Source organism: Leptospira fainei serovar Hurstbridge str. BUT 6 (assembly GCF_000306235.2).
Lineage (GTDB): Bacteria > Spirochaetota > Leptospiria > Leptospirales > Leptospiraceae > Leptospira_B > Leptospira_B fainei.
Genome location: NZ_AKWZ02000006.1, coordinates 39499 through 64157, shown reverse-complemented (window position 1 = coordinate 64157; position 24659 = coordinate 39499). Strand labels below are relative to the sequence as shown.

General features: G+C 45.6%; 22 protein-coding genes. 18 read left to right on the top strand and 4 right to left on the bottom strand.

Translation table 11 applies throughout. From position 1 onward, the window contains the following. The first annotated feature begins 28 nt into the window (after positions 1–28). The gene (locus LEP1GSC058_RS07390) at positions 29–1195 is read left to right on the top strand and encodes a DUF1343 domain-containing protein (protein ID WP_408605693.1); all 1167 of its coding nucleotides are present in this window, start codon (positions 29–31) and stop codon (positions 1193–1195) included. A gap of 261 nt (positions 1196–1456) precedes the next feature. On the opposite strand, the gene LEP1GSC058_RS07380 is transcribed toward LEP1GSC058_RS07390, so the two are convergent. Genes LEP1GSC058_RS07380 through LEP1GSC058_RS07365 form a run of 4 tightly spaced genes read right to left on the bottom strand, consistent with a single transcriptional unit; the run spans position 1457 to position 4911 of the window. Then, on the bottom strand, positions 1457–1693 hold the full coding sequence (locus LEP1GSC058_RS07380) for a hypothetical protein (protein WP_016549062.1): 237 nt from the start codon (positions 1691–1693) through the stop codon (positions 1457–1459). A 7-nt stretch (positions 1694–1700) separates the two neighbouring features. Beyond that, positions 1701–2297, bottom strand: coding sequence for a hypothetical protein (locus tag LEP1GSC058_RS07375; protein ID WP_016548988.1), 597 nt, complete (start codon positions 2295–2297; stop codon positions 1701–1703). Next, a complete protein-coding gene (locus tag LEP1GSC058_RS07370) occupies positions 2290–3744 on the bottom strand; it encodes a bifunctional ADP-dependent NAD(P)H-hydrate dehydratase/NAD(P)H-hydrate epimerase (RefSeq protein WP_016548920.1) in 1455 nt (484 codons plus the stop codon). Before LEP1GSC058_RS07370 ends, LEP1GSC058_RS07375 begins: the two co-directional genes overlap by 8 nt. 6 nt (positions 3745–3750) lie before the next feature. Continuing rightward, positions 3751–4911 (bottom strand): LIC_12708 family protein, encoded by a 1161-nt coding sequence (locus LEP1GSC058_RS07365; RefSeq protein WP_016549023.1) that lies wholly within the window; start codon positions 4909–4911, stop codon positions 3751–3753. 363 nt (positions 4912–5274) lie between these two features. Here LEP1GSC058_RS07365 and rimP point away from each other — a divergent pair, with 363 nt between their 5' ends. The 17 genes from rimP (at position 5275) to LEP1GSC058_RS07280 (ending at position 24657) form a co-directional block, all read left to right on the top strand. Further along, positions 5275–5703, top strand: a complete 429-nt coding sequence (gene rimP / locus LEP1GSC058_RS07360; protein ID WP_232224641.1) for a ribosome maturation factor RimP — start codon at positions 5275–5277, stop codon at positions 5701–5703. A 2-nt stretch (positions 5704–5705) separates the two neighbouring features. Then, positions 5706–7067: a transcription termination factor NusA gene (gene nusA, locus LEP1GSC058_RS07355; protein WP_016548960.1), complete on the top strand. Its 1362-nt coding sequence runs from the start codon at positions 5706–5708 to the stop codon at positions 7065–7067. A gap of 69 nt (positions 7068–7136) precedes the next feature. Continuing rightward, positions 7137–9854 (top strand): translation initiation factor IF-2, encoded by a 2718-nt coding sequence (infB, locus tag LEP1GSC058_RS07350; protein ID WP_016549059.1) that lies wholly within the window; start codon positions 7137–7139, stop codon positions 9852–9854. Positions 9855–9864: 10 nt separating this feature from the next. Then, positions 9865–10218 carry a 30S ribosome-binding factor RbfA gene (gene rbfA / locus LEP1GSC058_RS07345; protein ID WP_039948160.1) on the top strand — a complete coding sequence of 118 codons (354 nt, stop codon included), beginning with the start codon at positions 9865–9867 and terminating at the stop codon, positions 10216–10218. Further along, positions 10175–11101 carry a tRNA pseudouridine(55) synthase TruB gene (gene truB / locus LEP1GSC058_RS07340; RefSeq protein WP_039948159.1) on the top strand — a complete coding sequence of 309 codons (927 nt, stop codon included), beginning with the start codon at positions 10175–10177 and terminating at the stop codon, positions 11099–11101. The genes rbfA and truB overlap by 44 nt, the downstream gene beginning before the upstream one ends. A 52-nt stretch (positions 11102–11153) precedes the next feature. Beyond that, the gene (gene rpsO / locus LEP1GSC058_RS07335; protein WP_016548973.1) at positions 11154–11420 is read left to right on the top strand and encodes a 30S ribosomal protein S15; all 267 of its coding nucleotides are present in this window, start codon (positions 11154–11156) and stop codon (positions 11418–11420) included. A gap of 10 nt (positions 11421–11430) precedes the next feature. Next, on the top strand, positions 11431–13518 hold the full coding sequence (pnp, locus tag LEP1GSC058_RS07330) for a polyribonucleotide nucleotidyltransferase (protein ID WP_016548970.1): 2088 nt from the start codon (positions 11431–11433) through the stop codon (positions 13516–13518). A gap of 40 nt (positions 13519–13558) precedes the next feature. Further along, entirely contained in the window at positions 13559–14857 is a 1299-nt protein-coding gene (locus tag LEP1GSC058_RS07325) for a M16 family metallopeptidase (RefSeq protein ID WP_016549055.1), read from the top strand. Positions 14858–14871: 14 nt separating this feature from the next. Continuing rightward, on the top strand, positions 14872–15306 hold the full coding sequence (gene dut / locus LEP1GSC058_RS07320; RefSeq protein WP_016548934.1) for a dUTP diphosphatase: 435 nt from the start codon (positions 14872–14874) through the stop codon (positions 15304–15306). Between the two features lie 308 nt (positions 15307–15614). Beyond that, positions 15615–18419: a DNA translocase FtsK gene (locus tag LEP1GSC058_RS07315; protein WP_016548952.1), complete on the top strand. Its 2805-nt coding sequence runs from the start codon at positions 15615–15617 to the stop codon at positions 18417–18419. A 110-nt stretch (positions 18420–18529) separates the two neighbouring features. Next, positions 18530–19264 (top strand): LolA family protein, encoded by a 735-nt coding sequence (locus LEP1GSC058_RS07310; RefSeq protein ID WP_039948179.1) that lies wholly within the window; start codon positions 18530–18532, stop codon positions 19262–19264. A 26-nt stretch (positions 19265–19290) separates the two neighbouring features. After that, on the top strand, positions 19291–20427 hold the full coding sequence (locus tag LEP1GSC058_RS07305; protein WP_016549090.1) for a helix-turn-helix domain-containing protein: 1137 nt from the start codon (positions 19291–19293) through the stop codon (positions 20425–20427). 8 nt (positions 20428–20435) lie between these two features. Further along, complete coding sequence (gene rimO, locus LEP1GSC058_RS07300) at positions 20436–21761, top strand: 30S ribosomal protein S12 methylthiotransferase RimO (protein ID WP_039948158.1); 1326 nt, start codon at positions 20436–20438, stop codon at positions 21759–21761. Beyond that, positions 21758–22492, top strand: a complete 735-nt coding sequence (gene pgsA, locus LEP1GSC058_RS07295) for a CDP-diacylglycerol--glycerol-3-phosphate 3-phosphatidyltransferase (RefSeq protein ID WP_016548948.1) — start codon at positions 21758–21760, stop codon at positions 22490–22492. Before rimO ends, pgsA begins: the two co-directional genes overlap by 4 nt. Next, complete coding sequence (gene trpD / locus LEP1GSC058_RS07290; RefSeq protein ID WP_016549029.1) at positions 22482–23492, top strand: anthranilate phosphoribosyltransferase; 1011 nt, start codon at positions 22482–22484, stop codon at positions 23490–23492. The genes pgsA and trpD overlap by 11 nt, the downstream gene beginning before the upstream one ends. A gap of 58 nt (positions 23493–23550) precedes the next feature. Next, complete coding sequence (yajC, locus tag LEP1GSC058_RS07285; protein ID WP_016548935.1) at positions 23551–23898, top strand: preprotein translocase subunit YajC; 348 nt, start codon at positions 23551–23553, stop codon at positions 23896–23898. A gap of 45 nt (positions 23899–23943) precedes the next feature. Continuing rightward, a complete protein-coding gene (locus LEP1GSC058_RS07280; RefSeq protein ID WP_016549007.1) occupies positions 23944–24657 on the top strand; it encodes an SRP-less Sec system protein in 714 nt (237 codons plus the stop codon). Positions 24658–24659: the final 2 nt, after the last annotated feature.

Sequence of the window (24659 nt, the reverse complement as noted above, 5' to 3'; positions counted from 1 at the left end):
TAGATTTCTCTACTGCTTGACTGATTTCATTCTGCTTAGAATGCTCCTAAGCGAAATGAAGAAGATGGATTCCCTATTAGCCGGATCAAGAATCGGAATGCTTACGAATCAGAGCGCCTATGGCTGGGAACACGAATATCACTTTCGAACCGTTAGTAAGAAATACGGGCTAAAAAAGCTTTTCTTGCCGGAGCATGGGCTCTTTGCCGAATTGCAGGATCAGATTTCAGGAGCCTCGCTCAAATATGATTTGGATGGCACTGAAGTTTTAAATTTGTACGGGGATTCTGAAGATAGTCTGGTTCCTTCACAGGAATCTCTGGCAGGATTAGATACGATTTTAATCGATATTCGAGACGTAGGGGCAAGGTATTACACCTTTTTGACCTCGGCCCTTTATTTGATGCATGCTGTAGATCATCGAAATCGGAATGGCTCGGAAAAAATTAAAGTAGTCGTTTTTGATTCTCCTAATCCTGCGGGAACGGGAATTGAAGGAAGCCCTCTGCAGTTGGAATATGCTTCGTTTGTAGGAGTTGAGGGAGTTCCGCATCGACATGGACTTACCGCAGCCGGACTTTTAAAATTTTATAAGGATAAATTCAAGTTGGATCTCGAATTCTATTCTATCAACAAAATTTATCCGGATCAATACGACCCATTTTTATGGGTTCCGCCATCCCCGAATATTCCGACGATTTCAACTTGCTATGTCTATGCCGGCCTATGTTTACTCGAGGGAACGAATTTATCGGAGGGAAGAGGAACTACACGTCCATTCGAGACTTTCGGGGCTCCTTATATCGATTACGGCAATGAGAAACTCAGAAGAAAATTGGAGGAACCGCAGAGAGGGATCTTCCATCTGAGACCGTTGAGGTTTATACCTACGTTTCATAAGTATGCAGGCGAAGTGTGCGGGGGGTATCAGATTTTACTGGAAAAACCTGCAAAATTTCATAGCCTGCTTTTCGGTTTACATTTATTGAAGACCATTCAAGAGACTTATCCTCGGGAATTTTCCTACCTGCAGGGTCCGTACGAATTTCGATCCGATCGACCTGCAATCGAACTACTGGTGGGGGATCAATTTCTATTGAAATATTTGGAAGGGAAATCTTCGTATCTTGAATTAGAGGAATATCTTTCCGAGGCGGAATTAAATTGGAAGAAAGAGATAATTACATATCGTTAAAATTCAAATCATTTCGATCGTCTTAAATTTCTCGAGCGCGGCCTTCGGATGAAGATGCGGACCGAAATCGCAAAATGGACGATTGTCAAGAAAAAATTCCGGCCAATCTATGTTGGAGCTCCAGCAGAAAAAAAATTATAAAAGACTTTCTCCAAAAATCCAAACTCTGATACCTACCACTTCGGGAATCCGCCGATCCGGCCCCCGCCCAGGAGGGGTGGGGATTTTTCAAGATCAACACCAACCTCCGCCGCTCGTCGCTTAAACCGGTAATCGCTTTAATTCTTCGGAAAGTCGTTTCAGATCTCGGACAAGATCAACGGGTGCAGGGTGGATTGTGGCTGCCGCTTGTAAGGCGGTCTCTATTAAATCCAGGATTAATTTGCGTTCTGTTACGGCGCGAACTTTCGGCATTTTACTCCATTCTGTCCGGAAGATCGTGGCTTTTTCGTCTACAATCGAGGTGATTTGGTTCAATGTGTTGATCGCTTCGCTCATGATGGCCTCATATTTTTTCGATATTCAACTGCATTACGGATGTCTGATCGAGTATTTCCAGTTCGAAGTTTCGCTCCACCGCGGTTTTGAAATGGCGAGTGATATTCGTCCAGAAATTCGGTTTTATAACTTTGCACTCTTCGGGTAGTTCGTTCACCCGATCTCGATTCGGTTCATAGCGAAAGAATTCGGTCTTTCCGACCGCAATAGTTCGAGAAGGGATTTGCCATTCTTCCTGAAGGCAGGATAAACCTGTATTCGTAGTGATCTTGGCCGTTATTTTCATACCCGCGCTCGGATACTTTACATCGACGGAACTCGAGTTAGTCATAAATAGGAAGAAAACCGGAAGCTGACGTTCTCCGTCGCGACTCTCGGAGACTCGCAGTTGTACTCCCGATACGGTTATTTGATTCGATTCTTTTTTTCCGGTGAACGCTAACGGGTTTACGATTCTTGCAACGACTGCGAAAATAAATAAGAGTAGAATAAGATCGAATAGCAAAATTAACTTTGTGCGGGATTTCTCTTTTCCCATGGTTTGGATTTGCTTTAAGAATTCTCTAAATTCTTCCGGAGAACGAGAGTGATAACCTTTACCCATGGGATATTACCTTGCGAATGTTTTTGCGAATTCTTCCGGCGCTCGGATAGCCTTCCGATATTTCTGCGGCGGAAACAAAAAGGCTAAGGGCTAAACGAACCGCTTCCACCATATCATGACCTCTCGAAAGAAAGAAAGCAAGCATTCCTACCAAAACATCGCCAGTTCCCATCACTGCAAGTTTCGGTTCCTGGTAAGGCCAAAAGAATGAACCTTCCTTCGGAGTGCATAAAACCGAAATGCTCCCTTTTAAAAGAATAAAGCAATTTCTTTCTATCGACCATTCCTTTGCATCCTGCCAGGCGTCCAGAAAACCGGTATACGTTTTTCCCGTAACCCTGGACCATTCTCCGACATGCGGAGTGAGTAGCACATTCGGACCCAACTTAGTAACCGAATAAGGCAAAATTGCCCCTGCATCCAAAATGACGGGAACTCCTTCCGGAAGAAGGGAAGTCGGGCAGTTTTCCGGAGAAAGCCCAGGGCCGAGCGCGAACGCTTTCGCCTTTCCGGCAAAACTTCCCAAAAAAGGATTTTGATCGGAAGCAAACAGTTTTACCATTAGCGACGAATCCTTCTTAAGTACTTTTTGTATCGTATTTACGGACGGCGTTAAAACGAGAGAGATACCTCCGCCCATTTCGTGAAACGAAAGGACGGAGGATAGAATCGCTCCCGTCATCCCGTCCGAACCGCCTAGAAACACGGCCGAACCGTTCGAATATTTATGGGAGTTGTATCCTCGCTGCATCCGTTTCTTTAATTCTTTTCTATTGGCCTTAATCAACACTCTTTGCCGGCTGGAAAATTTATGGCGAAGAAATCCGATCGGATGAAAAGTTTTTTCCACTTCGATTTCAGAATGGAATAGATTCACCAGTTTAGGAGATCCGATTTCCGCCAGTCCATCGATCGGAAATGGAGGAGGACCGTCAGGATGAAATCCGGAGAGAGCATCGATGCTAAGGACGAAGCAATCCGAGCCGAATTTTTCCTTGAGTATTTTTAGTTCAGAAGCAATGCGTTTGAGTTCCTCGGAGAGCGGCGGCCGAAATCCGGTTCCAACTAGGGCATCTACTACGATCTCATTATGATTCCAGGATTGAGAATGAAATTCTTGGAGAGGATATAATTCGGCGCCGGAGCTCCCGCACAGATTTTTATAAAATAAAGTCTCTTCGGAAAGTTTTCCGTCTTTGTAGAAGACACGACAAGGAATTCCTTCCGCCGAAAGAAAATGAGCCAGCGCGAAACCGTCTCCGCCGTTATTTCCGGACCCGCAAAGGAAAAGCGCGCCTCCTTTTTTTTTGAATTTGGTTTTCCAGGTTTGAAAAATGGAAACGGCGGCAAAGCCCATCAACAATTGAGGGGATGTTCCTCTTTCTGTGATAGATAGTTTATCTAATTCTACACTTTCCTCGTCGGTAAAAAGAGTTTCGCTTCTCACTTTAATTCATTTCCATTTATGCACTTCGAGATAGCCCGAGCGGATTCTTACGGAATAGATTTCGTCGTTGGCATCCATCCAAGTTTCTCTCCAGAGACCTCGTGGAGGCGGATAGTTGAGACGTATATTGTTTACGTGATTGCCGTCGTCGTCGTGAACTTGAAGACGGATGGAGTTTCCTTCCTCGGCTTCGGTTTCCCAAATGAAAAAATTATCGTCGTTCAATACCCAGAACAGGGTTTCGGAAGGGTCTTGTATTTCTTTAATCGGAGTGACTCGCTTGCCATCCCAATCGTAACGATAAATTTTACGCGATTTAAATCGTCCGGACTTCGCTTCGTAAAAACTGAAAGCGGCCAAGGCATATTCTCCTTCCGAATGAGGAAGGATCGTATCGATATACCAAGTGTTCCCGTCCGATACTGAATTTACGATATCCTTGAAATCATTGGAATCCAATCTTTGTTTGATTTTTCCCGCCTCGTCGAATACGCTCAAACGCATCTCTCCGTTGGAACGATGAAATACGAAAAGTAGATCGTTGCGACCTGCCTCTATTCGTTCCACATAGCCGAAGGGGGTGGATCCTCCGACTCCGTCCGCGTAAATCGTCTGAACTAATTTTCCGGAATCACTGACTTTAAGAATAACCGAAGGTAAAGCTTCTTCCGCATCCGTTCGAAATTCTCCTGATTTCTTAGCAAAAATATTTTCGGGAGTCTTGTCCTGTCTTACGTCGTCTTTCGAAATTCGGGATTGAATAAAGACATCCTCGTTTCTGGAAACCGAAACAAGGCCGATTCGACCGAGTTTGACGTTGTAAATTTTCGCCTTATCCAAGGTCTTTTCTTTCGGATTTCCGATTACGAACTTGAGTTCGCCCTCCGTAGTGAATGCTTTTACGAGGGATTGTTCGAAATCGGGGATATACATCAAGCCTGACGCAATCGCAATTTGGTTCGGCACGTTTGTCGGAACCCTATTGACGATGCTAACTTGAAGCTCTTTTATATCCTTTCCTAACTTTACTCTTCCGTAAAGATACGGGTTGTAATCATCTACTCTGAATTTAGAGCAGGCGAAATGAAGCGCCCCGGTTACGATGAGGAAAATTAAAGGGAAACGGAAGATTGTTTTTTCGTTTTTACTGGGTTTAAATGGATGCATAATTCGAAATGAATCCGATGGGCGGAGGTTCCGCCGATTCGGACGTAAACGGTACCATCTCGAGTATTCCATCAGAAAACAAGCAATTTCGACCGATCCAAGAAACTGAGTCCTCGGATACGGTGGATTTTTTACTTTACACTAGGGCTTGTCCCAAATAATTTGAAAGGATATCGGGAACCACCCCATAGTATGGGTAGTAACAAGTCTAAGTTTGACATGAAAATGTCGACTTTGATGGGAACATCTCGCTCTCACAGGCGAGAGAGGCGGTTCAGAGACTCTCTGTAAGGCCGGCACTTGACAGTCAGTAAGGAAACGATCTCTTCGATCTTAGATGGTATCCTGCTCGCACCCGTTAAGTTGTACGCACTCATGGTTAGCCAAAGGCCCAACCATACGCTGATCGAGGTAGAGTTGGATCACCTCGAACACCCGTACGGTTCCGTCAGCCTTCTGGAATGTGAGCAAGTTTCCAGAAAACTGAATGAAGAGTTGGAACGGATCTTCCCGGATCTGAACTATACTCTTAAAGTTTCTTCTGCGGGAGCGGAAAGGAAACTGGTGCTTCCGGGGGACCTGGATCGGTTCCGTGGAATTCCAGTACGCCTCGTTTACCGAGTTGAAGGTGAGTCGGGTGAGAAAGAGGGGATCTTCAAGATCTTGGATAGGCAGGGTGACCGTTTTATTTTGGAACCGTTTTCCAAACGGAAGAAAGGAAGCGGGAAAAAAAAGGAAGCCTTCTTGGAATTGAAGGATATACTGAAAGGAAATTTGTACGTAAGTATTTGATTATGGCAGTAAAGAAGAAAGAAGCCGAAGGCAATCTGTTGGAAGCAATTCAACAATTTTGCGCCGATAAATCCCTGGACCGGGAAGCGGTTATGGGAGTCATACGGGACTCTTTAATTACGGCCTATAAGAAAAAGTCCGGACTCGACGGTTTGGATGATACGGAAAACCCGATTAAAGTGGAATTCGCTTCGAATAACGAAGGCGATAACGTTGTCATTATAGTTCCTAGAAAGGTAGTCGATGAAGAGCCCAAAGACGGTTTGGAAATTTCTCTCTCAGATGCGAAAGTAACTCATCCGGAAGCGGAAATCGGCGAAATATTAGAATTTAAAGAAAAGCCGATGGAGTTGTCCAGAATCATCTCCAGTCAGGCAAAGCAGATGGTTTTCCAGCGTCTCCGAGATATGGAGAAAGAGCTTTTATATGAAGAATATAAAGCAAAAGAGGGAGAACTGACCCACGGTTATTTTCAACGTTGGAAGAAAGACGCTATGTCTATCGATTTGGGAAAAGTGGAAGGTATCATGCCTAAACGGGAGCAGAATCCCGGAGAAAAGTACCACAGCGGAGATCGTTTAAAAGCGATTATTCAGAGGGTGGAGTTAAGGCCTCGGGAACCGATTCCTGTCATCACTCTTTCTAGAGCTTCCGCAGATTTTGTTAAGAAATTATTTGAAATGGAAATTCCCGAGATTTACGACGGCCTCGTCGAGATCGTCAACGTTGCAAGGCAACCTTCCATACGAACAAAGGTGGTCGTGCATGCAACTCGGGGAGATATCGACCCCGTTGGAGCCTGCGTTGGGATGAAAGGTGTCCGAATTCAATCCATCGTACGCGAGCTCGGAAATGAGCGAATTGATATCGTCCAATATTCCAGCGACCCGACCGAGTTTATTGCAAACGCGATTTCTCCAGCAAAACCATTCGACGTAAAAGTGGACACGCAGGGAAGAGAGGCGATGGTGATTGTTCCGGAAGAACAACTATCTCTTGCAATCGGAATTAACGGTTCTAACGTAAAGTTAGCTTCTCAACTGACGGGTTTCCGGATCGATATCAAAACAATTGCACAGTATAACGAAGAATTTTCCTCCCCGGAAGCGCGGGAGAGACTTGAGAAATTATTTAGTCCTCCTACCGAAGAGGAGGAAGACGACGGCGCGACTCCCCTGGAAGATCTACCTGGTCTTTCTGCTCGCCTAATCGGTCTTTTGCGGAGCGCCGGTATCAACGACGTAGAAACCTTGATCGAGATCAGTCAGGATGATTTGGCCAAACTCCCAGGAATCGGCCCGACAACCGCGACGCAAATTCTCAAAATTTTGGCTGAATCAGTGGAGTGGGTGGAAGAGGGTTAATCTCTTCGATCACCCGAGCATCGGGTGGAAAACCGGAAGGAACCCGCCTTCACAAGACCAGGAAATTATATGGAAGATAAGAATAAGACAATCAAGGAAAAGCTCCAAGGTTCTGCCGATGCCGGTAAGAAGAAGAAGCTGGTAATTAAAAAGAAGCCGGATGAGAAAAATGCCTCTCCCGCCTCTGGTTTCAGAAAAGAGACCTCGGGTGAACAGCAAGCTGCTCCTAGACAATCCGCTTCCGGAACCGGCGGTGGATCGAGCGCAAGGCAGCCGTCTTCCTCCCATCCAAAAGAACAGCAATACGCAGAAACTAGACAAGATCGTCCGGAACCTCCTACTCCGAGGAGCCAACCTTTGTTGGATGCGGATACCTCGGGGAAAAAAACTCCCTTTCAGAGAGAAGACAATAATATTATAGTATCTCGTCCGAATCAAAGACAGACATATACCGGACCAACCAACCGGGATTCTTCTTCCGATAGTCAAGGTGGCGGCGGAGGTTATCGTGGAGGCCAGGGTGGACAAGGCGGTGGATACCAAGGCGGTCAAGGTGGCGGCGGAGGTTATCGCGGAGGCCAGGGTGGACAAGGCGGTGGATACCAAGGCGGTCAAGGTGGCGGCGGAGGTTATCGCGGAGGCCAGGGAGGTCAAGGCGGTGGATACCAAGGCGGTCAAGGTGGCGGCGGAGGTTATCGCGGAGGCCAGGGTGGACAAGGCGGTGGATACCAAGGCGGTCAAGGTGGCGGCGGAGGTTATCGTGGAGGCCAGGGTGGACAAGGCGGTGGATACCGAGGCGGCCCAGGTAGCGGCGGAGGTGCAGGTTTCCGTGGTCCAGGCGGCCCCGGTTCGGGAGTTGCGGGTCCTCCAGGCGGAGAGGGTAGAGGCGTACTCGGGCCTTCCGGAAAAAAACGCGGTGGAGAGAAGGAAAAATCCGGCAGATCGGAATCCTCTTTTGGCGCGGAAAATTCCAAGTTCTTTAAACAATCATATCGTAAACATAAAAGCGGTGGGCCTACCGGAGTTTCGGTACCTAAAGAGATTACAATATTAGAAAATGTTCAAGTCGGCGAGCTTGCCAAGAAAATGAATCTCAAGCCCGGCGATGTGATCGGAAAACTCATGAAGATGGGAATGATGGTCACGATCAATAATATTATCGATGCCGAAACAGCGTCGATTCTTGCGGATGAATACGGCTGCAAAGTTAAAGTGGTTTCTCTTTATGAGGAAACTTTAATCGGAGAAGAGAAGGATAGTCCTGAAGATTATATCCATAGACCCCCGGTCGTTACCATCATGGGTCACGTTGACCACGGTAAGACCAGGTTGTTGGATACCATCCGTAAATCCTCCGTTATTGATACTGAGTCAGGCGGGATCACGCAGCATATCGGCGCTTACCAAGTTAAGACACCGAGAGGTGAAATTACATTCTTAGATACCCCGGGTCACGAAGCTTTTACCTCCATGAGGGCTCGTGGTGCGAAAATTACGGATATAGTAATTCTTGTGGTAGCGGCCGACGACGGAGTAATGCCTCAAACATTGGAGGCTGTATCGCACGCGAAGGATGCGAAGGTCCCGATTATTGTCGCAATCAACAAAGTCGATCTTCCGACCGCAAATCCGGAAAAGATAATGCAAGAACTCGCCAACCACGGACTTCAATCGGAAGAATGGGGCGGCGATACCATGTATTGCAAGATTTCTGCAAAAGAAAATATAGGAATCGATAAGCTCTTAGAAGCGGTACTTTTACAGGCCGAAGTTCTAGACCTGAAGGCAAACCCGAAACGAAGAGCGAAAGGAACCATTGTAGAAGCAAAATTGGATCCGGGTCGGGGCGCTGTTGCAACCGTCCTAATTCAGAACGGAACGCTCAGAGTGGGTGATCCGTTCGTAGCGGGAGTCTTTTCGGGACGTGTTCGGGCCATGTATGACGATTATGGACATTTGATCAAGGAAGCCGGACCGGCCTTTCCTGTTCAGGTGACAGGCTTAGACGGAGTTCCTGATGCCGGGGCTCCTTTTGATTCGATGGCGGATGAAAAAGAAGCCAGAAATATTTCTCAGCATAGGATCGAGTTCGAACGTATCGGCAACGCCGGGGCAACCGGTTCTAAAGTAACCTTGGAAAACATGAACGAGTTCATTAAACAAGGTGCGTTAAAAGAACTGAAAGTTATCATCAAAGCGGACGTTCGCGGTTCCGCAGAGGCGATAAAAGAAGCCTTGGAAAAACTTTCCACACCGGATGTGAAATTGAACGTGATTCAGTCCGGCGCTGGAGCTATCGTCGATATGGACGTTATGTTGGCTTCCGCTTCGAACGCTATCATCGTCGGATTCCATGTAAGAGCGAATCCGAAAACGATCGCGCTGGCGGAAAAAGAAGGCGTTCAGATCAAATACTACAGCATTATCTATCAGGTTGTAGACGAGATCAAGATGGCTATGGAAGGACTTCTCGAACCGGAGAAGATCGAAGAAGTCATCGGAACTGCCGAGATTCGCGAGGTTTTCAAAGTATCGAAAATCGGGAATATCGCCGGTTGTATGGTTACTTCCGGAAAGATCACCAAAGCCTCCGGAGTTCGTGTGATCAGCGAAGGCGTGATCGTTTTCGACGGAAAATTAAAATCACTGAGACGATTCAAGGACGAAGTAAACGAGGTTCTAAACAACTTCGAATGCGGTATTCAATTGGAAGGATTCAACGATTTCAAAGTCGGAGATTCGATTGAAGCGTATACGGTCACGGTGATCAAACGGAAGCTCGACTAAGAGGACGATTTTGAACCCGATCCGTAAGAGGAAGATCGAAGTGGAGACGGTGAGAACCGTCGCCATGATGATCCTTACCGGAAAGGTGAAGGATCCTAGGGTGCATATGGTTTCCGTTCATCGATCGGAGTTATCCGACGACGCTAGATTCTTAAGAGTGTACGTTACCGCTATTGTGACGGATAAAAAGAAGGAAAAACTGTTGGCGGGATTAAATAGCGCCGCAGGAAAATTTGCTGCGACTTTATCGACAAAGTTGAATCTTCGAATGACTCCGAAGATTTCCTTTGTCTGGGATGACGAATACATCCAAGGCTTAGATGAATCCCTTCGACTTACGAGAAAACCCACAAACCCGAACTGAAATTGGATTCTTACTTCTGGATAAGCCTGTAGGAATGACTTCCTCCGACTTGGTCCTAAAGGCAAAGAAGTCTCTCGGACTCCGGAAGGTAGGGCATACCGGTACGCTGGATAAGGCTGCTTCCGGTTTGATGCTTCTTCCCATCGGTTCTTCCACGAGCTTCTCTTCTTTGTTCTTAACCAAAGAAAAGGAATACGTCGCTGAAGTTCAGTTCGGATTCTCCACCGATTCCGGAGACCGGGAAGGTTTGGTTTTGGAAGATTGGGAAATCGAGAAGACCAAAACATGGCTCATTGAAAATCGTTCTAAATTAGATGCTGTGTTGCGGAGTGTTCCTGAATGGGAAGAACAAACCGCGCCGGAAATTTCCGCCTTGAAAGTCGGTGGAAAAAGACGAGCACAGTTGTTTCGAGAGGGTGTCGAAGTTCCGCCAAGCGTTCGAAAGATTAAAATTTACGAATTTGAAGTTCGGAATTTTGAAGAAACTGGACTGACGATCCGAACGAAAGTGTCGGGCGGCACTTACATCCGAAAGCTTGTTATGGATATCGGAGAGGCTTGCGGGCTTCCGATGAGCCTTAAGTCTTTGATTCGTACGAAGGTAGGCAAATTGGCGTTGGAGCAAGCCGATAGTTTTGTTTGCTTAGAATCGAAAACCGCAAAAATCCACCCTCCTGAAGAAATTTTAGATATCCCGACATTAGAAATTCCCGGAACCGAAGTAAGAGACGTTTTTCACGGCAAGAAGATCAAATTGGAATGGATCCCCGCTCAGGAGTTTCTGCTGACTTCTCCGGAAGGGGAAATTTTGGCTTGGTGTAAGCGGGATGGCTTGCCTGGGAGTTTAACCTATAAATATTTAAAGGTCTTCCCTAAAAATTAGCTTGGACGCCATGCCCTAGCCCCCGAAAATTGGCACAGGTACACTCAAAGCTATGATAACTACGGAAGCAAAGAAGCAAATTATATCCGCATTTGCAAAAGGAAACGCAGACACTGGATCCACCGAGGTTCAAGTTGCACTTCTGGACGCTCGCATTAAGGGTTTAAACGAGCATTTTAAAGGTCACAAGAAAGATTTTCATTCAAAAACGGGTTTACTTAAACTCGTAAGCAAACGTAAGAAATTATTGGAATACCTAAAACGCAAAGATCTAGATCGTTACAAGAAGTTGATCGAAACTCTCGGACTACGTAAGTAAGGTCCGTCTCATGGCAAAATCTATTACCGGCCAATTCGGTCGGGATGCAATCACTCTCGAAACGGGAGACTGGGCAAAACAGGCTCATGGATCCGTCGTTTATAAAACCGGAAATTTGGTTCTCCTTGCCACCGTATGTGCCGCCGATGAACCGAAAGAAGGTCAGGACTTTTTCCCTTTAACCTGCGAATATTCCGAAAAGATCTATTCCGTTGGACGCTTTCCCGGCGGATATTTTAAACGGGAATCGAAACCGTACGAGCACGAAGTACTTAATTCTAGAATCATAGATCGTCCGATCCGTCCCCTCTTTCCGGAAGGATATTTTTGCGAAGTTCAGCTTCTGGTTCAAGTGTTGTCTGCAGATACCGAAGTTTCGACGGCAGGGCACGCTTTGAATGCAGCGTCTGCCGCTCTTTCTATTTCTAATATTCCGTTTAACGGTCCGATTGCGGGAGCACGTATAGGAAGAATCAACGGTGAGCTGATCATCAATCCTACAAATAAGGAAATTGTAAATTCCGATTTGGATTTGATCGTAGCCGGAACGAAAACTCATATCGTAATGATCGAAGGCGAAGCGAAAGAACTTTCCAATCAGGAAATGTTGGTCGCTTTGAAATTTGCACAATCCCATATTGCGAAGTTCGTAGAACTTCAGGAAAATTGGGTCAAGGAATTGGCGGTAGCCAAGAAAGAAGTCAAGCTTAAACAAAAAGACGAAGCTTTACTGACTGAGGTTCGCAAATACGCATTCGATAAACTTTCCGCGGCGAACCGCACTCCGGATAAATTATCCCGCTCGAAAGAAGTTTCCAACGTTAATAAGGAAGTCGTCGAATACTTCAAAACGACCGTTACTGAAACGGAAAAAATCAAAGATATTAAAAATTTCTTACATGAACTCGAGTATGAGATCGTTCGCGAACAAGTTTTAAACGAAGGCGTTCGTTTTGACGGTCGTAAACTGGATGAGATCCGAAATATCGGTGTAGAGATGAGTCCGTTACCGGGCGTGCACGGATCTGCCGTGTTTACTCGCGGACAGACTCAATCTTTAGGAACCGTGACACTTGGAACCGCTTCCGACAATCAGCGTTACGAAACGCTGGAAGGACAGAAAGAAAAGAACTTCATGCTTCATTACAATTTCCCGGCGTTCTCGGTCGGTGAAGTAAGAAGATCTTCAGGTCCAGGAAGGAGAGAGATCGGGCATGGAAATTTGGCGGAAAGAGCGCTCAAGCTTGTCTTGCCGAAGTTGGATGACTTTCCTTACGTAATCCGAGTCGTTTCGGAAATTTTAGAATCGAACGGTTCCTCTTCCATGGCTTCCGTTTGTTCGGGTTCCCTCGCATTGATGGCGGCAGGAGTTCCAATCAGATCTTCCGTTTCAGGAATTGCGATGGGACTTTTCTCGGACGAGAAGGGGCGCTTTGCGGTCCTTTCGGATATCGCAGGCTTGGAAGATCATTTCGGCGATATGGATTGTAAAATCGCCGGAACGCGCAAAGGAATCACCGCTTTCCAAATGGACTTAAAAGTCACAGGCGTTGCGTTCGATGTTCTCGAATCGGTCTTTAGTCAGGCCCAAAAGGCTCGCTTCCATATTTTGGATATTATGGAAAAACATATTTCCAAGGCTGAGGCTACCGTTTCCAGAAAAGCTCCTCGTATCATTATCAAGCATATTCCGAAAGATCGAATCGGCGAATTGATAGGTCCGGGCGGCAAGAATATACGTGCCATTATTGAAGCTTCAGGCGCGGATATCAATATCGACGACGATGGTCGCGTTACGATTGCCGGGGCCAATATGGAATCTGCGGAAAAAGCGGCCGGAATGGTCGAAGGCTTTTTTGCGGAAGTTGAAGTCGGGAAGATCTACGAAGGAAAAGTGAAGAGAATCACCGACTTCGGAGCTTTCGTCGAGATTCTTCCGGGTAAAGAAGGTCTTTGCCATATTTCCAAATTGGATTCTAAACGAGTGAATTCGGTTAAGGATGTCGTGCGCGAAGGCGAAATCATTAAGGTCCGAGTTTTGAACGTAGATAAGACCGGCAAAATCGATCTTTCTCGTAGAGACGCGCTCGAAGTTTAATCTTATCGGCCGGCGGGATCGACGCCGGCTTTCCCTCACATTGACTTTAAAAGAAGAACAAACGCATAAGATAGAATTAGAGAACGGTATCACCGTTCTGTTCCAACGTGCACCTTATACTGTTAGCGTATCTCTCGGTGTATATGTAAGAGTCGGGTCCAGATCGGAAAGTCCGGAAGAAGCGGGCTATTGCCATTTCCTAGAACATATGTTGTTCAAAGACACCCAAAAGAGAACGGCAAAACAACAGGCCGAAGATTGGGAAAGGGTGGGTGCGTATTCGAACGCAGCTACTTCTCGCGAGTACACTTATTTTCACGCGACTTTAGCATCTCGAGATATCGAACTCGGATTGGAACTACTTTCAGAAATGATATTTCTTCCTTTGCTTCGAGATCAGGATATTAAGACGGAAGCGGAAGTGGTCTTGGAGGAGATGAAAGGCTATGAAGATTCTCCCGAAGACGGAGTTCATGATTTCTATTATAATAATTTCTTTCCTGAAAATGCCTTAGGACGAGATATTATCGGAACGGAAAAAAGTATCAAAGCGGTTACTTCTAAATCGCTGAGAGCATTTTACGAGAAATATTATCACTCCGGAAACATGATTCTTTCGATTTCGGGCGATTATGAACCGGAATGGATTCTCAAAACCGTGGAAAAATATTTTTCCGTAAAAACGAATCGAAGGTTGACCGCTCGTTTTGAAACGCCTCAAAAGGCATTCGGATATTTCCGCAAAGGAAACAAAGAAACCGAACAGGCATATTTTATTCTTGGTGGAGAAGGGAGTCCGAGAAGTTTTCACACTGCAACTCGTCTTTCTCTTATGACCCATATTCTCGGCGGGGGAATGTCTTCTAGACTCTTTCAGAAAATTAGGGAAGAAAAAGGTCTCTGCTATCATATTACGAGCTATCCTTCTTCTTATAGCGATATGGGAATTACTTCGATCGTTTGCTCTTCGTCGAAAGAGAGGTTTTTAGAATCCCTAACTTTGATTTTGGAAGAATTAAGAATTTTCCTAGATCTTGGGATCACACCTTCGGAACTCGCGGATGCGCAAACCAATCACGAAGGAAGCTTATCGATCGGATACGAGCACACCGAAAGTAGAATGAATAATATCGCCTTTCAAGAGATGTATTACGGAAAGTATTACACATTAGAGGAGCGGATTCGAGAAATTCACTCCGTAACTTTGGATGAACTGAATTCTTTGGCGAAGAAAATTTTCGCACTTCCTAAATTACATTTATCCGTCCTGGCAAAAATGAATGCCAAGGAAGAAGAAAAACTTAAAAAAATCTTCGAATCGTTTTCATATCCGAAGTGAAGGATCTCAACCTCATGAAGATTGCAGTGAAAAAGCTACAAACGACCGCTAAATTACCGGAAATTAAAACGGCAGGTTCGGCCGGATACGATTTGCATTCTTGCTTGGAATCTCCGATGGAGCTTCCCGTCGGAGAAGTGAAATTGGTCCCGACAGGTTTGTCTTTTGCGATTCCCGACGGTTATCATTTTGAAATCAGGCCTAGATCCGGATTTTCCACAAAATTTACCATTTTGGTTCCGAATTCCCCCGGAACGATCGATTCGGATTATCGCGGCGAACTGATGGTGCCTCTGCTGAATTTAGGATCGACTTCCTACCTTTTGGAAGACGGCGTTCGAATCGCTCAACTCTTGATTCGGAGAACTTGGCTCACCGATTGGGAAATCGTGGACGAGTTACCCGAAACTGCAAGAGGCGCCGGCGGTTTCGGTAGCACCGGGCTATAAAATCGGAAGCTTTCTCTACTTTGTGTGCAGCATCCTAATTCCGTAGGAGCTCCTCCCGAATTCGCTTTTGGAAAACTACTTGCCTGAAGATTTGTTTCATGGTAGTCGGATTTTTCCACCGCTTCGCTCCGGCCCCCGCCCACAAGGGTGGGGTTTGCCTGAGCAAATTCTACTCTCCGAACTTTTTTTTAGACGCTAGGCTATTTTCTCAAATGGAAATAGCTTCCTCCTCTAAATTGAAAAAACTGCCGATTCCCCTTGATTAAGTCTCTTTTCCTTTCTCGCGAAGATGCCGATTTTTAGGAAGTATGGAACCAAAAGTAGGAATGGACCGCAATATTATCATTTGGGAGAGGGGACGAGCCGCCTTACCTTACCTGCTGTTATTTACGGGAATTTTCTTAACTCTTTCGCTTGGTTCGTTTACCATTGCCGAAAACGGTGTTCAATCCAATCTATTCGGTAGAACAGGGCATTATCTTTCTTGGGGAATTCTGTATTTATTCGGAAATGCTGCGTTCGTTCCGGGAATCATGCTGATTCTTACGGGAGGCATCCTTCTTGCTCAGCCGAATCAGGATGCGACTACTAAGCTTCTTACGATTCCTCTCTTTCTGTTAGCGGTTTCGGTCAGCTTAAACGTTTTCGGAAATCCTTCTACGATTCCTTTTGCGGCTAATGGTGGTGTTCTTGGGCAAGCGCTTGCTGTGGCTCTGGAATATATTCTTGGTACAACGGGGAGATTGCTAATTCATTTCGTTATTTATTTCTACGGTATTCTCGTTTATTTGAATGAATCTCCTATCCATTTTCTCGGTAGGATTATGGCACAAGGCGGTTTTTCCCTTTCCGATTGGAAGAGGCAATGGATGGCAGGATATCGCCAACCGTCGGGACGTGAGGAAGGAGAATCTTATACTCGCCTCTTTCCCGAGGTCCCGCCGTCTCCGATCGCGGAAAATATCACTAAGCTCATGAAGGCATGGAAGAAACCGAATTCCGAATTTTCCGAACCGGAAGTTCCTCCTTGGTTTAAACGGGAAACAGTTTCTCCGAATGGAAGCTCTTTGTATTCTTTCTCCCGCTCTTCGGAAACGGCAGAAAGAAAAAACGCGAACTCAACGCCGCAACGGGAAGCGACCGCGTCCGTGTCCGCCTACGATTCCAAAATTCGTTACAAAAACTCGGGTCTTCTAGATGGATTTTTCGAGGAAGATAGAAAAGTATTTCAGTTCAGAAGCGCTTCTCCGGATTTATTAGAAAAAGTTTATGGATCTCCTGTAAAAGACGAATCTCGCGAGAGAGGGAGATGGGAACTTCTCGATCTCAGAACGAACGTGCCGGTTGAAGCCGAAGATAGAGAGATCGATACGATTGAGCCGGTAAAAGCCGTTGAGTCAATTCGCGCGACGATGACCGTTCCTTCCGATATACCGGAGTCTCCGGAATTTACCCAATCCGAAGCGGAATGGGGGGAGGATGAAGACCTTTCCGAAGAGCATATCTTGGAGGATGACGGCGATCCGGATTTTGGGGAAGAATCGGAATCGGACCCGACTGCATCGGAGCTTTCTTCTGCAGCTACTTCGGCAATGGTAACACCTGCGGTGGTTCAAGAGAAAATCTTTCATCCTGAAGTCGCGGTTAGTAAGCCGAAACAAGCGGAACTCCCGTTTACTCCCGTTTCCATGGTTCCGATCTTTCGCTCGAAACGATCCGTTTATCATATTCCTTTAAACAGATTACATACGAATCCTACGAAAGTCCATGAGGCTCTATTCAAAGTCGAATCGGAGAAAGTGGCTTTCGAAATTGTGAATGCACTGAAAGTTTACGGATATGAAACCAAAGTTGTTGCTTGGGAAAGAGGACCGATTATCACTCGCTACGAACTGACTCCTCCACCGGGAGTAAAGCTAGGACGAATCACCTCTTTGACGGATGAGCTTAGAATGTATCTCGCCGTAAAGAATGTTCGTATCGTGGCGCCCATACCCGGAAAATCCACGATCGGGATAGAAGTTCCGAATAAGCATCGCGAGGACGTTCTATTGGGGGATATCTTACGCTCTTCTTTAGCCCCGAAGGCAAAGAAGGATTTGAATATCATCATCGGAAAGGATATTTCCGGTAAATTAGTCTCCATCGATCTGAATAAACTTCCGCACCTTCTGGTCGCCGGAACGACCGGCTCCGGTAAATCGGTATGTTTGAACTCCATGATCGCTTCCCTCGTGTTAAATCTTTCTCCGGAAGAAGTTCGTTTTATCATGGTTGACCCCAAGATGGTGGAGTTAACTCTCTTCGAAGATATTCCTCACCTATTGATGCCGGTTATTAAAGACGCGAGAAAGGCGACAAAGGCATTAGCATGGGTAATCCAAGAAATGGAATCTCGTTATGAAGCGGTCTCGCAATTAAAGTGCCGAGATTTTAGATCGTATAACGAAAAAGTGGAGGATTATTATCACAAGGAAGGCTATTCAAAAATGCCTTATATCGTCGTATTTATAGACGAGCTAGCCGACTTGATGATGGTGTCCGGAAAGGACTTGGAAGATGCGATCACTCGGATCAGCCAAAAATCCAGAGCGGTTGGAATTCACTTAGTGATGGCGACCCAACGACCTTCCGTCGATGTCATAACGGGTTTGATTAAGGCTAACTGCCCTGCCAGAATCGCCTTTCATGTGGCACAAAAGACCGATTCTAAAATTATTTTAGATATGAACGGCGCAGAATCTCTCCTAGGAAAAGGGGATATGCTCTATAAATCACCGACTTCAGCGGATCTGGCAAGGATTCAAGCCCCCTATATATCCGAAGAAGAGATCGAAAAGATAGTCGAAGAAGCGAAGAGATACGGCGCCCCCACGTATGTTGAATTGGATTTCGAGGAAGAAACTGAAACGGATTCCGCAGATGAAATGGACGAGGAACTGTTCGGGAAAGCCTGGGATATCGTTCGAATCGAACGAAAAGCAAGCGCTAGCTATCTTCAAAGAAAGTTAAAAATCGGATATAACCGGGCGGCCAGAATCATGGAATTGATGGAAGAACGGGGATATGTTACGCCTATCCTTGGATCGAAAGGTCGCGAAATTCTGAGATAAATTGAGTGAATTTTAGGCTTCCGGGTTTTTCCCAGAGAAAAAAGAAACCAAGTGACAGGCGGGCCGATACTCTCCATCCTGGAAAAAAAATCTCGGCTTTTTTCTTGAAAATGAAAGATCGTACAATTTTCCAAGTTCTTAACGTTTCAGTTTTGGGACTTGCCTTGCTCCTGACGGCATGGGGACTCGAGGCTCAATCTTCCGCCAAGCATGGCTGGAATTCTCCTTCGGAAGTGGTGAAGAAGGTTCGGAAAACCTTTTCCGAAATCAAATCCTATAAAGCCGATTTTGTCATTCAGACGGAGTCCAACAAAAAGACCCGTTCGATGAAGGGTGTCTGCTATTATAAGAAGGGTGGCAAGATCCGTTACGAGTTTTCCGATCCTGCCGGCGATGAAATCGTTTCGGACGGAAAGACCCTATGGATTTTTATTAAGAGATTAAACGCGGTCGGAAAACAGGATTTAACTTTAAATAAATCCAATAAGTCGGGACCGATCTTCGCTTCGGTAACTGAAGAAGGATTGTCTCGTATTTTTAGAAAGTATCATTATAAGTTCGATTCGATCGAACAACCCCAGATTTCTCCCAAAGACAATCGGAAATATTTTGTTTTAGCTCTCGAGCAACGGGAAAAGATCGGCGGGTATGAAACGATGACTCTCTACGTCGATGAGGAAAATTTCCTGATCAAGAGAGCCGTGGCAAGCGATGGTAGAGGTAAGACGACTACCGTGGAATTTTCCGGTTGGGATAGAAACGCTGACGTCGAAGACGGTCAGTTTAATTTTCGCCCGGATGGAAATGCAAAAATCGTAAATAACCCCTTGGTGTCGGAAGAATAAAACTTCCCCGGAAAAGGAGAGCAGAATTGAATCAGAAGCGTGTAGGGCAGATCCTTAGGGAGGCTAGGGAGGAAAAAAAACTTACAGTAAAGGACGTGTCTAAGGACACAAATATCTCGGTTAAATACATCCTTGCATTGGAAACCGAAGACTATGCTCAGTTCCCCGGTGAGACGTTCACGATCGGCTTCTTAAAGAACTACGGTAGTTACCTTAAATTAGACACCGGAATGCTCGTGAATTTATATAGAGGGGAAAAAATCGAAGAGTCTCAAGCTCCTTTAGAAGAGTTAACTCGTCCGACCTCCTCGTTCTATTATGATTTAAACATAGATAAAAATAAAATCATAACCGCGGTATCGGCTTTGATGATAGTAATTGCGGGTTTTCTTCTGTTTACATTCGTTTTCGACGGTTCATCCGGCGATGAGGAGGTATCCGAAGGTAGTCGTCGTAAACTTGAAATTCCCGAAAATATCGATTTTGTGAACCGTTCCTTGCCGGAAACCCGTCCTGAAAGTTTTATTTTAACCACGAATCAAGGTGTAAGCTTCAGCGTATCGAATCAACAATGTAAATTGTTTATCACCGGAGTTGAACAAGGTAGCGATTCCAATACCGCATTATTAGGGTTCAACGTATACCCGGAGTTAAGCGTTCATAAATTTAAACTTGCCGAAGGGCAGGAGAAAGTGCTAAGCTATTCTATTCCGGAAATTTCCTCCTTGCGTCGCAGTATCAGAATTGCCGCGCAAAGTGTGACGGGAAGTTCGGCAAAAGTACTGGTTTCCCTAAATGAAGAGGAGCGTCCAGGAAACGGAACGGCGCAAAAAACCGGAACGGAAGATTCAAATTCAACGAAAACGTTGGGAGACGTTCCGATTCAGGTAACATTATTTTTCTCTAAACCTAGCTACGCAGAGTTCATCATCGACGGTCAAATGGGTTTTAGAGGATTAGTTCAAAACGGGGAAACCAGATCCCTGGAAGCGAAAGACCGATTGGAATTGAAAGTCGGAGACGGGTCCGCAGTGGAAATGATCCAAAACGGAAAGACGAAAATCGTCTTGGGACGTCCCGGAAAATTGGTGAAGAAAGTTTTTGTTAAAACCCCAAATCCTTACGATAGCACGCAATTTATCATCAAGGAGCTGGGCGAGTAGTAGGCCTGTTGGATAAGAAGTTTTACATCACTACGCTCGGATGTCCGAAGAATACCGTGGACTCCATGAGCATGCATCATTCTCTTTTGGAGGAAGGATTTGTCCCCGCTACAAAGCCGGAAGAATCGGACTTTCATCTGATAAATACCTGTACATTCATTCGGTCGGCAACGGAAGAAACGATCCAAACTATCCTGGGTGCGGCTCATGCCAAAAAACAGGAGGGCCAAAAACTCGTTGTGGTCGGGTGTTTTGCGGAAAGATACCCCAAGGATATTTCGGCAGAAATTCCGGAAGTTGATCTCGTATTTGGAACCGGGAAATATGCCCAAGCGGGTAAGATAATTCGAGAAGCGTTCCGCAGAGAATTGAATGCGGTTCCGAATCCGGAATTTAACGCAGAGCTTATCGAGAGAATGAAACTTTCTCCCAATATCGAAAACTATTCGAAACCCTATGCGTACGTAAAAGTTTCGGACGGATGCAATCGCGGTTGCGGATTTTGTATTATTCCGTCTTTGCGCGGAAAGTTTCAGGATTCTCCTATGGACGATATCCTTCGAGACACCAAACGGGCGATCGCTGCCGGTGCAAAAGAGATTTGTCTCGTTTCGCAAGATACCGTTTATTACGGAAAGGATAGCGACCTTCTTCTGGAAATGATCCGAAAGGTTTCCGAAGTGGAAGGTTTGGAGATATTGAGGCTACTTTATCTGTATCCTGATAAGAAGACCGAAAAAATCGTAAGATTGATGGGTGAAATTCCCAAAATAGCTCCGTATTTGGAATCGCCCTTGCAGCACGTTTCCGAGCGTGTTTTGAAATCGATGAATAGAAGCGGAAATTATTCCGCGTTCAAGGACTTGTATTCTCTCGCGCGAGAAATCCGGCCGGATCTGGAAATTCGGACATCTTTCATTCTAGGATATCCCGGCGAAACCGGAGAAGACGTGGATGAAATTTTGAGATTCATCGATGAGACCCGTCCTGAAAAAGTGAATTTGTTCTCCTATTCCCCTCAGGAAGGAACTAAGGGCGCCGAATTACAGCAGACCGTATCCGAAAAAGAAAAGGCGAAGCGAATCAATATGGTTCGTGAAGCTCATTTAAAGATTTTGCAGGAGATCCATGAGTCGCGCATCGGTAAAGTCTATCCGGCGATTGTTGACGGAATCGAAGACGGTTCCGCCGTGGTTCGGCGATTGCAAGACGCGCCGGAAATAGACGAAATCGTATATGTGGAAGACGTTAGTCTCAAACCGGGCGCGATAGGAAAAGTGAAAATCGAATCCTTTTACGAATACGATATGATGGGAACCTGGTCGAACGTTTGAACTCTAATATTAACATTCCCAATACTTTGACGGTTCTCCGAGTCGTTTCCTTGCCGTTTTTTATATGGTTTTTATATCAGAAAGAACCGGTATTTCATGTTGCGGCTCTTTTGCTGTTTGCGGCGGCTTCCATAACCGATTTTGTCGACGGGTATCTTGCACGAAAATGGAAACAAGAAACCGAATTCGGGAAATTTTTGGATCCTCTCGCGGACAAAATCATCGTCGTCGGATGTTTTACCACGTTCATTTTTTTGCACGAACAGATCGAGCTCTGGATGGTCCTTCTAATTGTAGGAAGGGATATGCTGATTACGACTCTCCGTTATTTGGCGATTCGTCAAGGCAGTTCTATTCGTACTACTATGCTCGGCAAAGTCAAGACGGCGTTTCAAATGGGTGCAATTATTCTAATATTGATTTTCTTTATACTGGTATCCTCTAAAAAAAGAATCTTGATCAACGAAGTTTACCATAGCGGTAAGGAAGCCGGATTTACCGTCTTCGGAATCGCATCCGAGAACGCCTCCGCATTTTTTGCCGCTTGGAAAGAACAGGGTGTGCCTAATTGGGGCGATTTGGTTTTTGGCCTGGGCGGGTTCGTCCCTTATTTCGGGATGTTGATTACGACATTTATCACTGTCCTATCGGGCCTTCGTTATTTAATATCGAATAGAGAAGTTCTACGACCTATCGCAATCCGGAGGGCATTCGGCAAGAATGGAAATTAGAAACGCAATACTTAAAGTTCTGGATCGCAAATCACTTACAGTTTCGGAAGCCGAAAGCGTAATGAACGACGTGATGAAAGGTCAGGTGTCGGAAATTTTATTGGCATCGTTTCTAACGGCGATTCGTGCAAAAGGGGAGACTGCAGACGAACTTTTGGGTTTTTCCTTGGCGCTTCGCAAGAACGCATTAAAGCCGAAGACAGTTTTTCCGTTCGATATGCTGGATACATGCGGGACCGGAGGCGATGGAAAAGGGACCGTTAATATTTCCACTTTATCCGCCATTGTTTTGGCTTCCCTCGGATTGAAGGTCGCTAAGCACGGGAATCGATCCGTTTCTTCTCATACCGGTTCCAGCGATATTCTTACGCGCTTGGGCTATAACACCGAAAAGACACAGGAAGAAGTGGAATCCCATCTCGTTTCCAGCGGATTTACTTTCCTATTTGCGCCTATGTGGCACCCATCCATGAAATTCGCCGGTCCGGTCAGGAAAGAATTGGGTTTTCGCACTTTGTTTAATATGATCGGACCACTCAGTAATCCGTTTTCTCCGCAATATCAAATCATCGGAGTGTACGAACCGGAACTTATGGAAACTCTGATCCGCGTTCTTCAGGGATTGGGCTTACGAAAAGCTCTGGTTTGCCATTCCAGAGACGGGCTTGATGAGTTCTCTATTTTTGAAACCACCGATTATACATTGCTAGAAGACGGGGTTATTTCGCGGAAAGATTTCGATCCCAAAACTCTAGCCCTCGGAGAGTTGAATCCTGCGGAAGTCTTTACTGCGGGACCGGACCAGGCCGAAGGCTTAGCGCGTAAAATTATAGATGGCGAGAAAATAGCCGGCACTCATGCAGTAGCCTTGAACGCGGGAGCCGGATTATTCGTCATGGGCAAGGTTTCCACAATCGAAGAAGGATATAAAATCGCGTTAGAACAGCTTGTTAGTGGAAAAACCAAGCAGTTCTTTCAAAATTTAATTACCAAACGGTAGGTTGGGAAAATACTGGTCCCAAACCGAATAGAAAAAGATCTTATTTAGGGTTATAACTATGCAATTCGACTTAAACACACTATTTATACTAGCTCAAGCCGCCGACGGTGGAGCCGCCCCTTCCGCGAGTAATCCTCTTTCGTTATTAACGTCCCCTTACGGAATGATCGCGGTCATGTTTGTGATCATGTATTTCCTCGTAATTCGCCCTCAAAGAAACGAGGAAAAAAAGCGGAAAGCTATGATCGAAAGCCTACAAAAAGGTGATACGGTCGTGACTTCTTCAGGAATTCACGGTAAAGTGGTGGAGTTTAAGGAAAATAACGAGGTCGTCGTTATCGCAATCGCAAAAGATACGAATGTGACCTTTAATGCAAGCACCATTATAAAGAAGAAGGAAGGGTAAAACCGCCGTCCTTCCGATAGGTATAGTAGTGAATACGGTGAGATTATGAACAAGATCCTATGCCTCCTCCTTTCATTTTTAATCTCCTTCCCGGTTTTTAGCCAGGACGGAGAGGAAATCGATTTTTTAGATAAGGTTTCAGAGCCTAAAAAAGCGACGACTTCGGCCAGTAAAAAGGCTCAAGCCGCGAAGGTTCCCAAAAAAAAGAAATCGAAGAAAGGCTCCAAGAAGCGTAAGTCGGGCGAAGTTCGTCCCGATGGAGTCGAGCAGAAAGAAGGGGAAACAAAGAAGAAGATCGAAGCCACCGGCATTCCAGACGACGCTAAGAATGATTCGCATCCTGGCGACGACGGACAATCCAAGAATTCGGAAAATGCGTCTTCCGAGAAAACTTTAAAGAAAGAAGAGCTTAAGGATCTGCAGAAACCTTATTGGGTAAATGAAGAAACCGCTCTGACTCCGCGTCACCTTCCGGGTTATACGGAGACTTCCGCTGCCATGCCAAAGGAAGATATCTCTTTTAAAGATAAGTTGGGCGACATCTTAAAGATGGGCCAGGACAAGAAGAAAGAGGAAGAAAAACGGAAGGCAGCCGAACAAAAGGATCAGAGCACGATTGTCTCCTTCTTCTCCGAATACAAAAAACCGATCATTATACTCGGACTTATTGTTCTATTTGCCCTCTATCGCCTAAGGGCGGGAGGTCCCCGTATCACCCGGCGTTCTCCGGTGACAATTAATAAAGTGAGAAGAGACTAGGA

Bases quoted from the DNA above. Each gene is read 5' to 3' on its own strand.
- LEP1GSC058_RS07380 (WP_016549062.1), bottom strand. From the start codon at position 1,693: ATGAGCGAAGCGATCAACACATTGAACCAAATCACCTCGATTGTAGAC.
- LEP1GSC058_RS07375 (WP_016548988.1), bottom strand. From the start codon at position 2,297: ATGGGTAAAGGTTATCACTCTCGTTCTCCGGAAGAATTTAGAGAATTC.
- LEP1GSC058_RS07365 (WP_016549023.1), bottom strand. From the start codon at position 4,911: ATGCATCCATTTAAACCCAGTAAAAACGAAAAAACAATCTTCCGTTTC.
- nusA (WP_016548960.1), top strand. From the start codon at position 5,706: ATGGCAGTAAAGAAGAAAGAAGCCGAAGGCAATCTGTTGGAAGCAATT.
- infB (WP_016549059.1), top strand. From the start codon at position 7,137: ATGGAAGATAAGAATAAGACAATCAAGGAAAAGCTCCAAGGTTCTGCC.
- truB (WP_039948159.1), top strand. From the start codon at position 10,175: ATGAATCCCTTCGACTTACGAGAAAACCCACAAACCCGAACTGAAATT.
- rpsO (WP_016548973.1), top strand. From the start codon at position 11,154: ATGATAACTACGGAAGCAAAGAAGCAAATTATATCCGCATTTGCAAAA.
- pnp (WP_016548970.1), top strand. From the start codon at position 11,431: ATGGCAAAATCTATTACCGGCCAATTCGGTCGGGATGCAATCACTCTC.
- dut (WP_016548934.1), top strand. From the start codon at position 14,872: ATGAAGATTGCAGTGAAAAAGCTACAAACGACCGCTAAATTACCGGAA.
- LEP1GSC058_RS07315 (WP_016548952.1), top strand. From the start codon at position 15,615: ATGGAACCAAAAGTAGGAATGGACCGCAATATTATCATTTGGGAGAGG.
- LEP1GSC058_RS07310 (WP_039948179.1), top strand. From the start codon at position 18,530: ATGAAAGATCGTACAATTTTCCAAGTTCTTAACGTTTCAGTTTTGGGA.
- trpD (WP_016549029.1), top strand. From the start codon at position 22,482: ATGGAAATTAGAAACGCAATACTTAAAGTTCTGGATCGCAAATCACTT.
- yajC (WP_016548935.1), top strand. From the start codon at position 23,551: ATGCAATTCGACTTAAACACACTATTTATACTAGCTCAAGCCGCCGAC.
- LEP1GSC058_RS07280 (WP_016549007.1), top strand. From the start codon at position 23,944: ATGAACAAGATCCTATGCCTCCTCCTTTCATTTTTAATCTCCTTCCCG.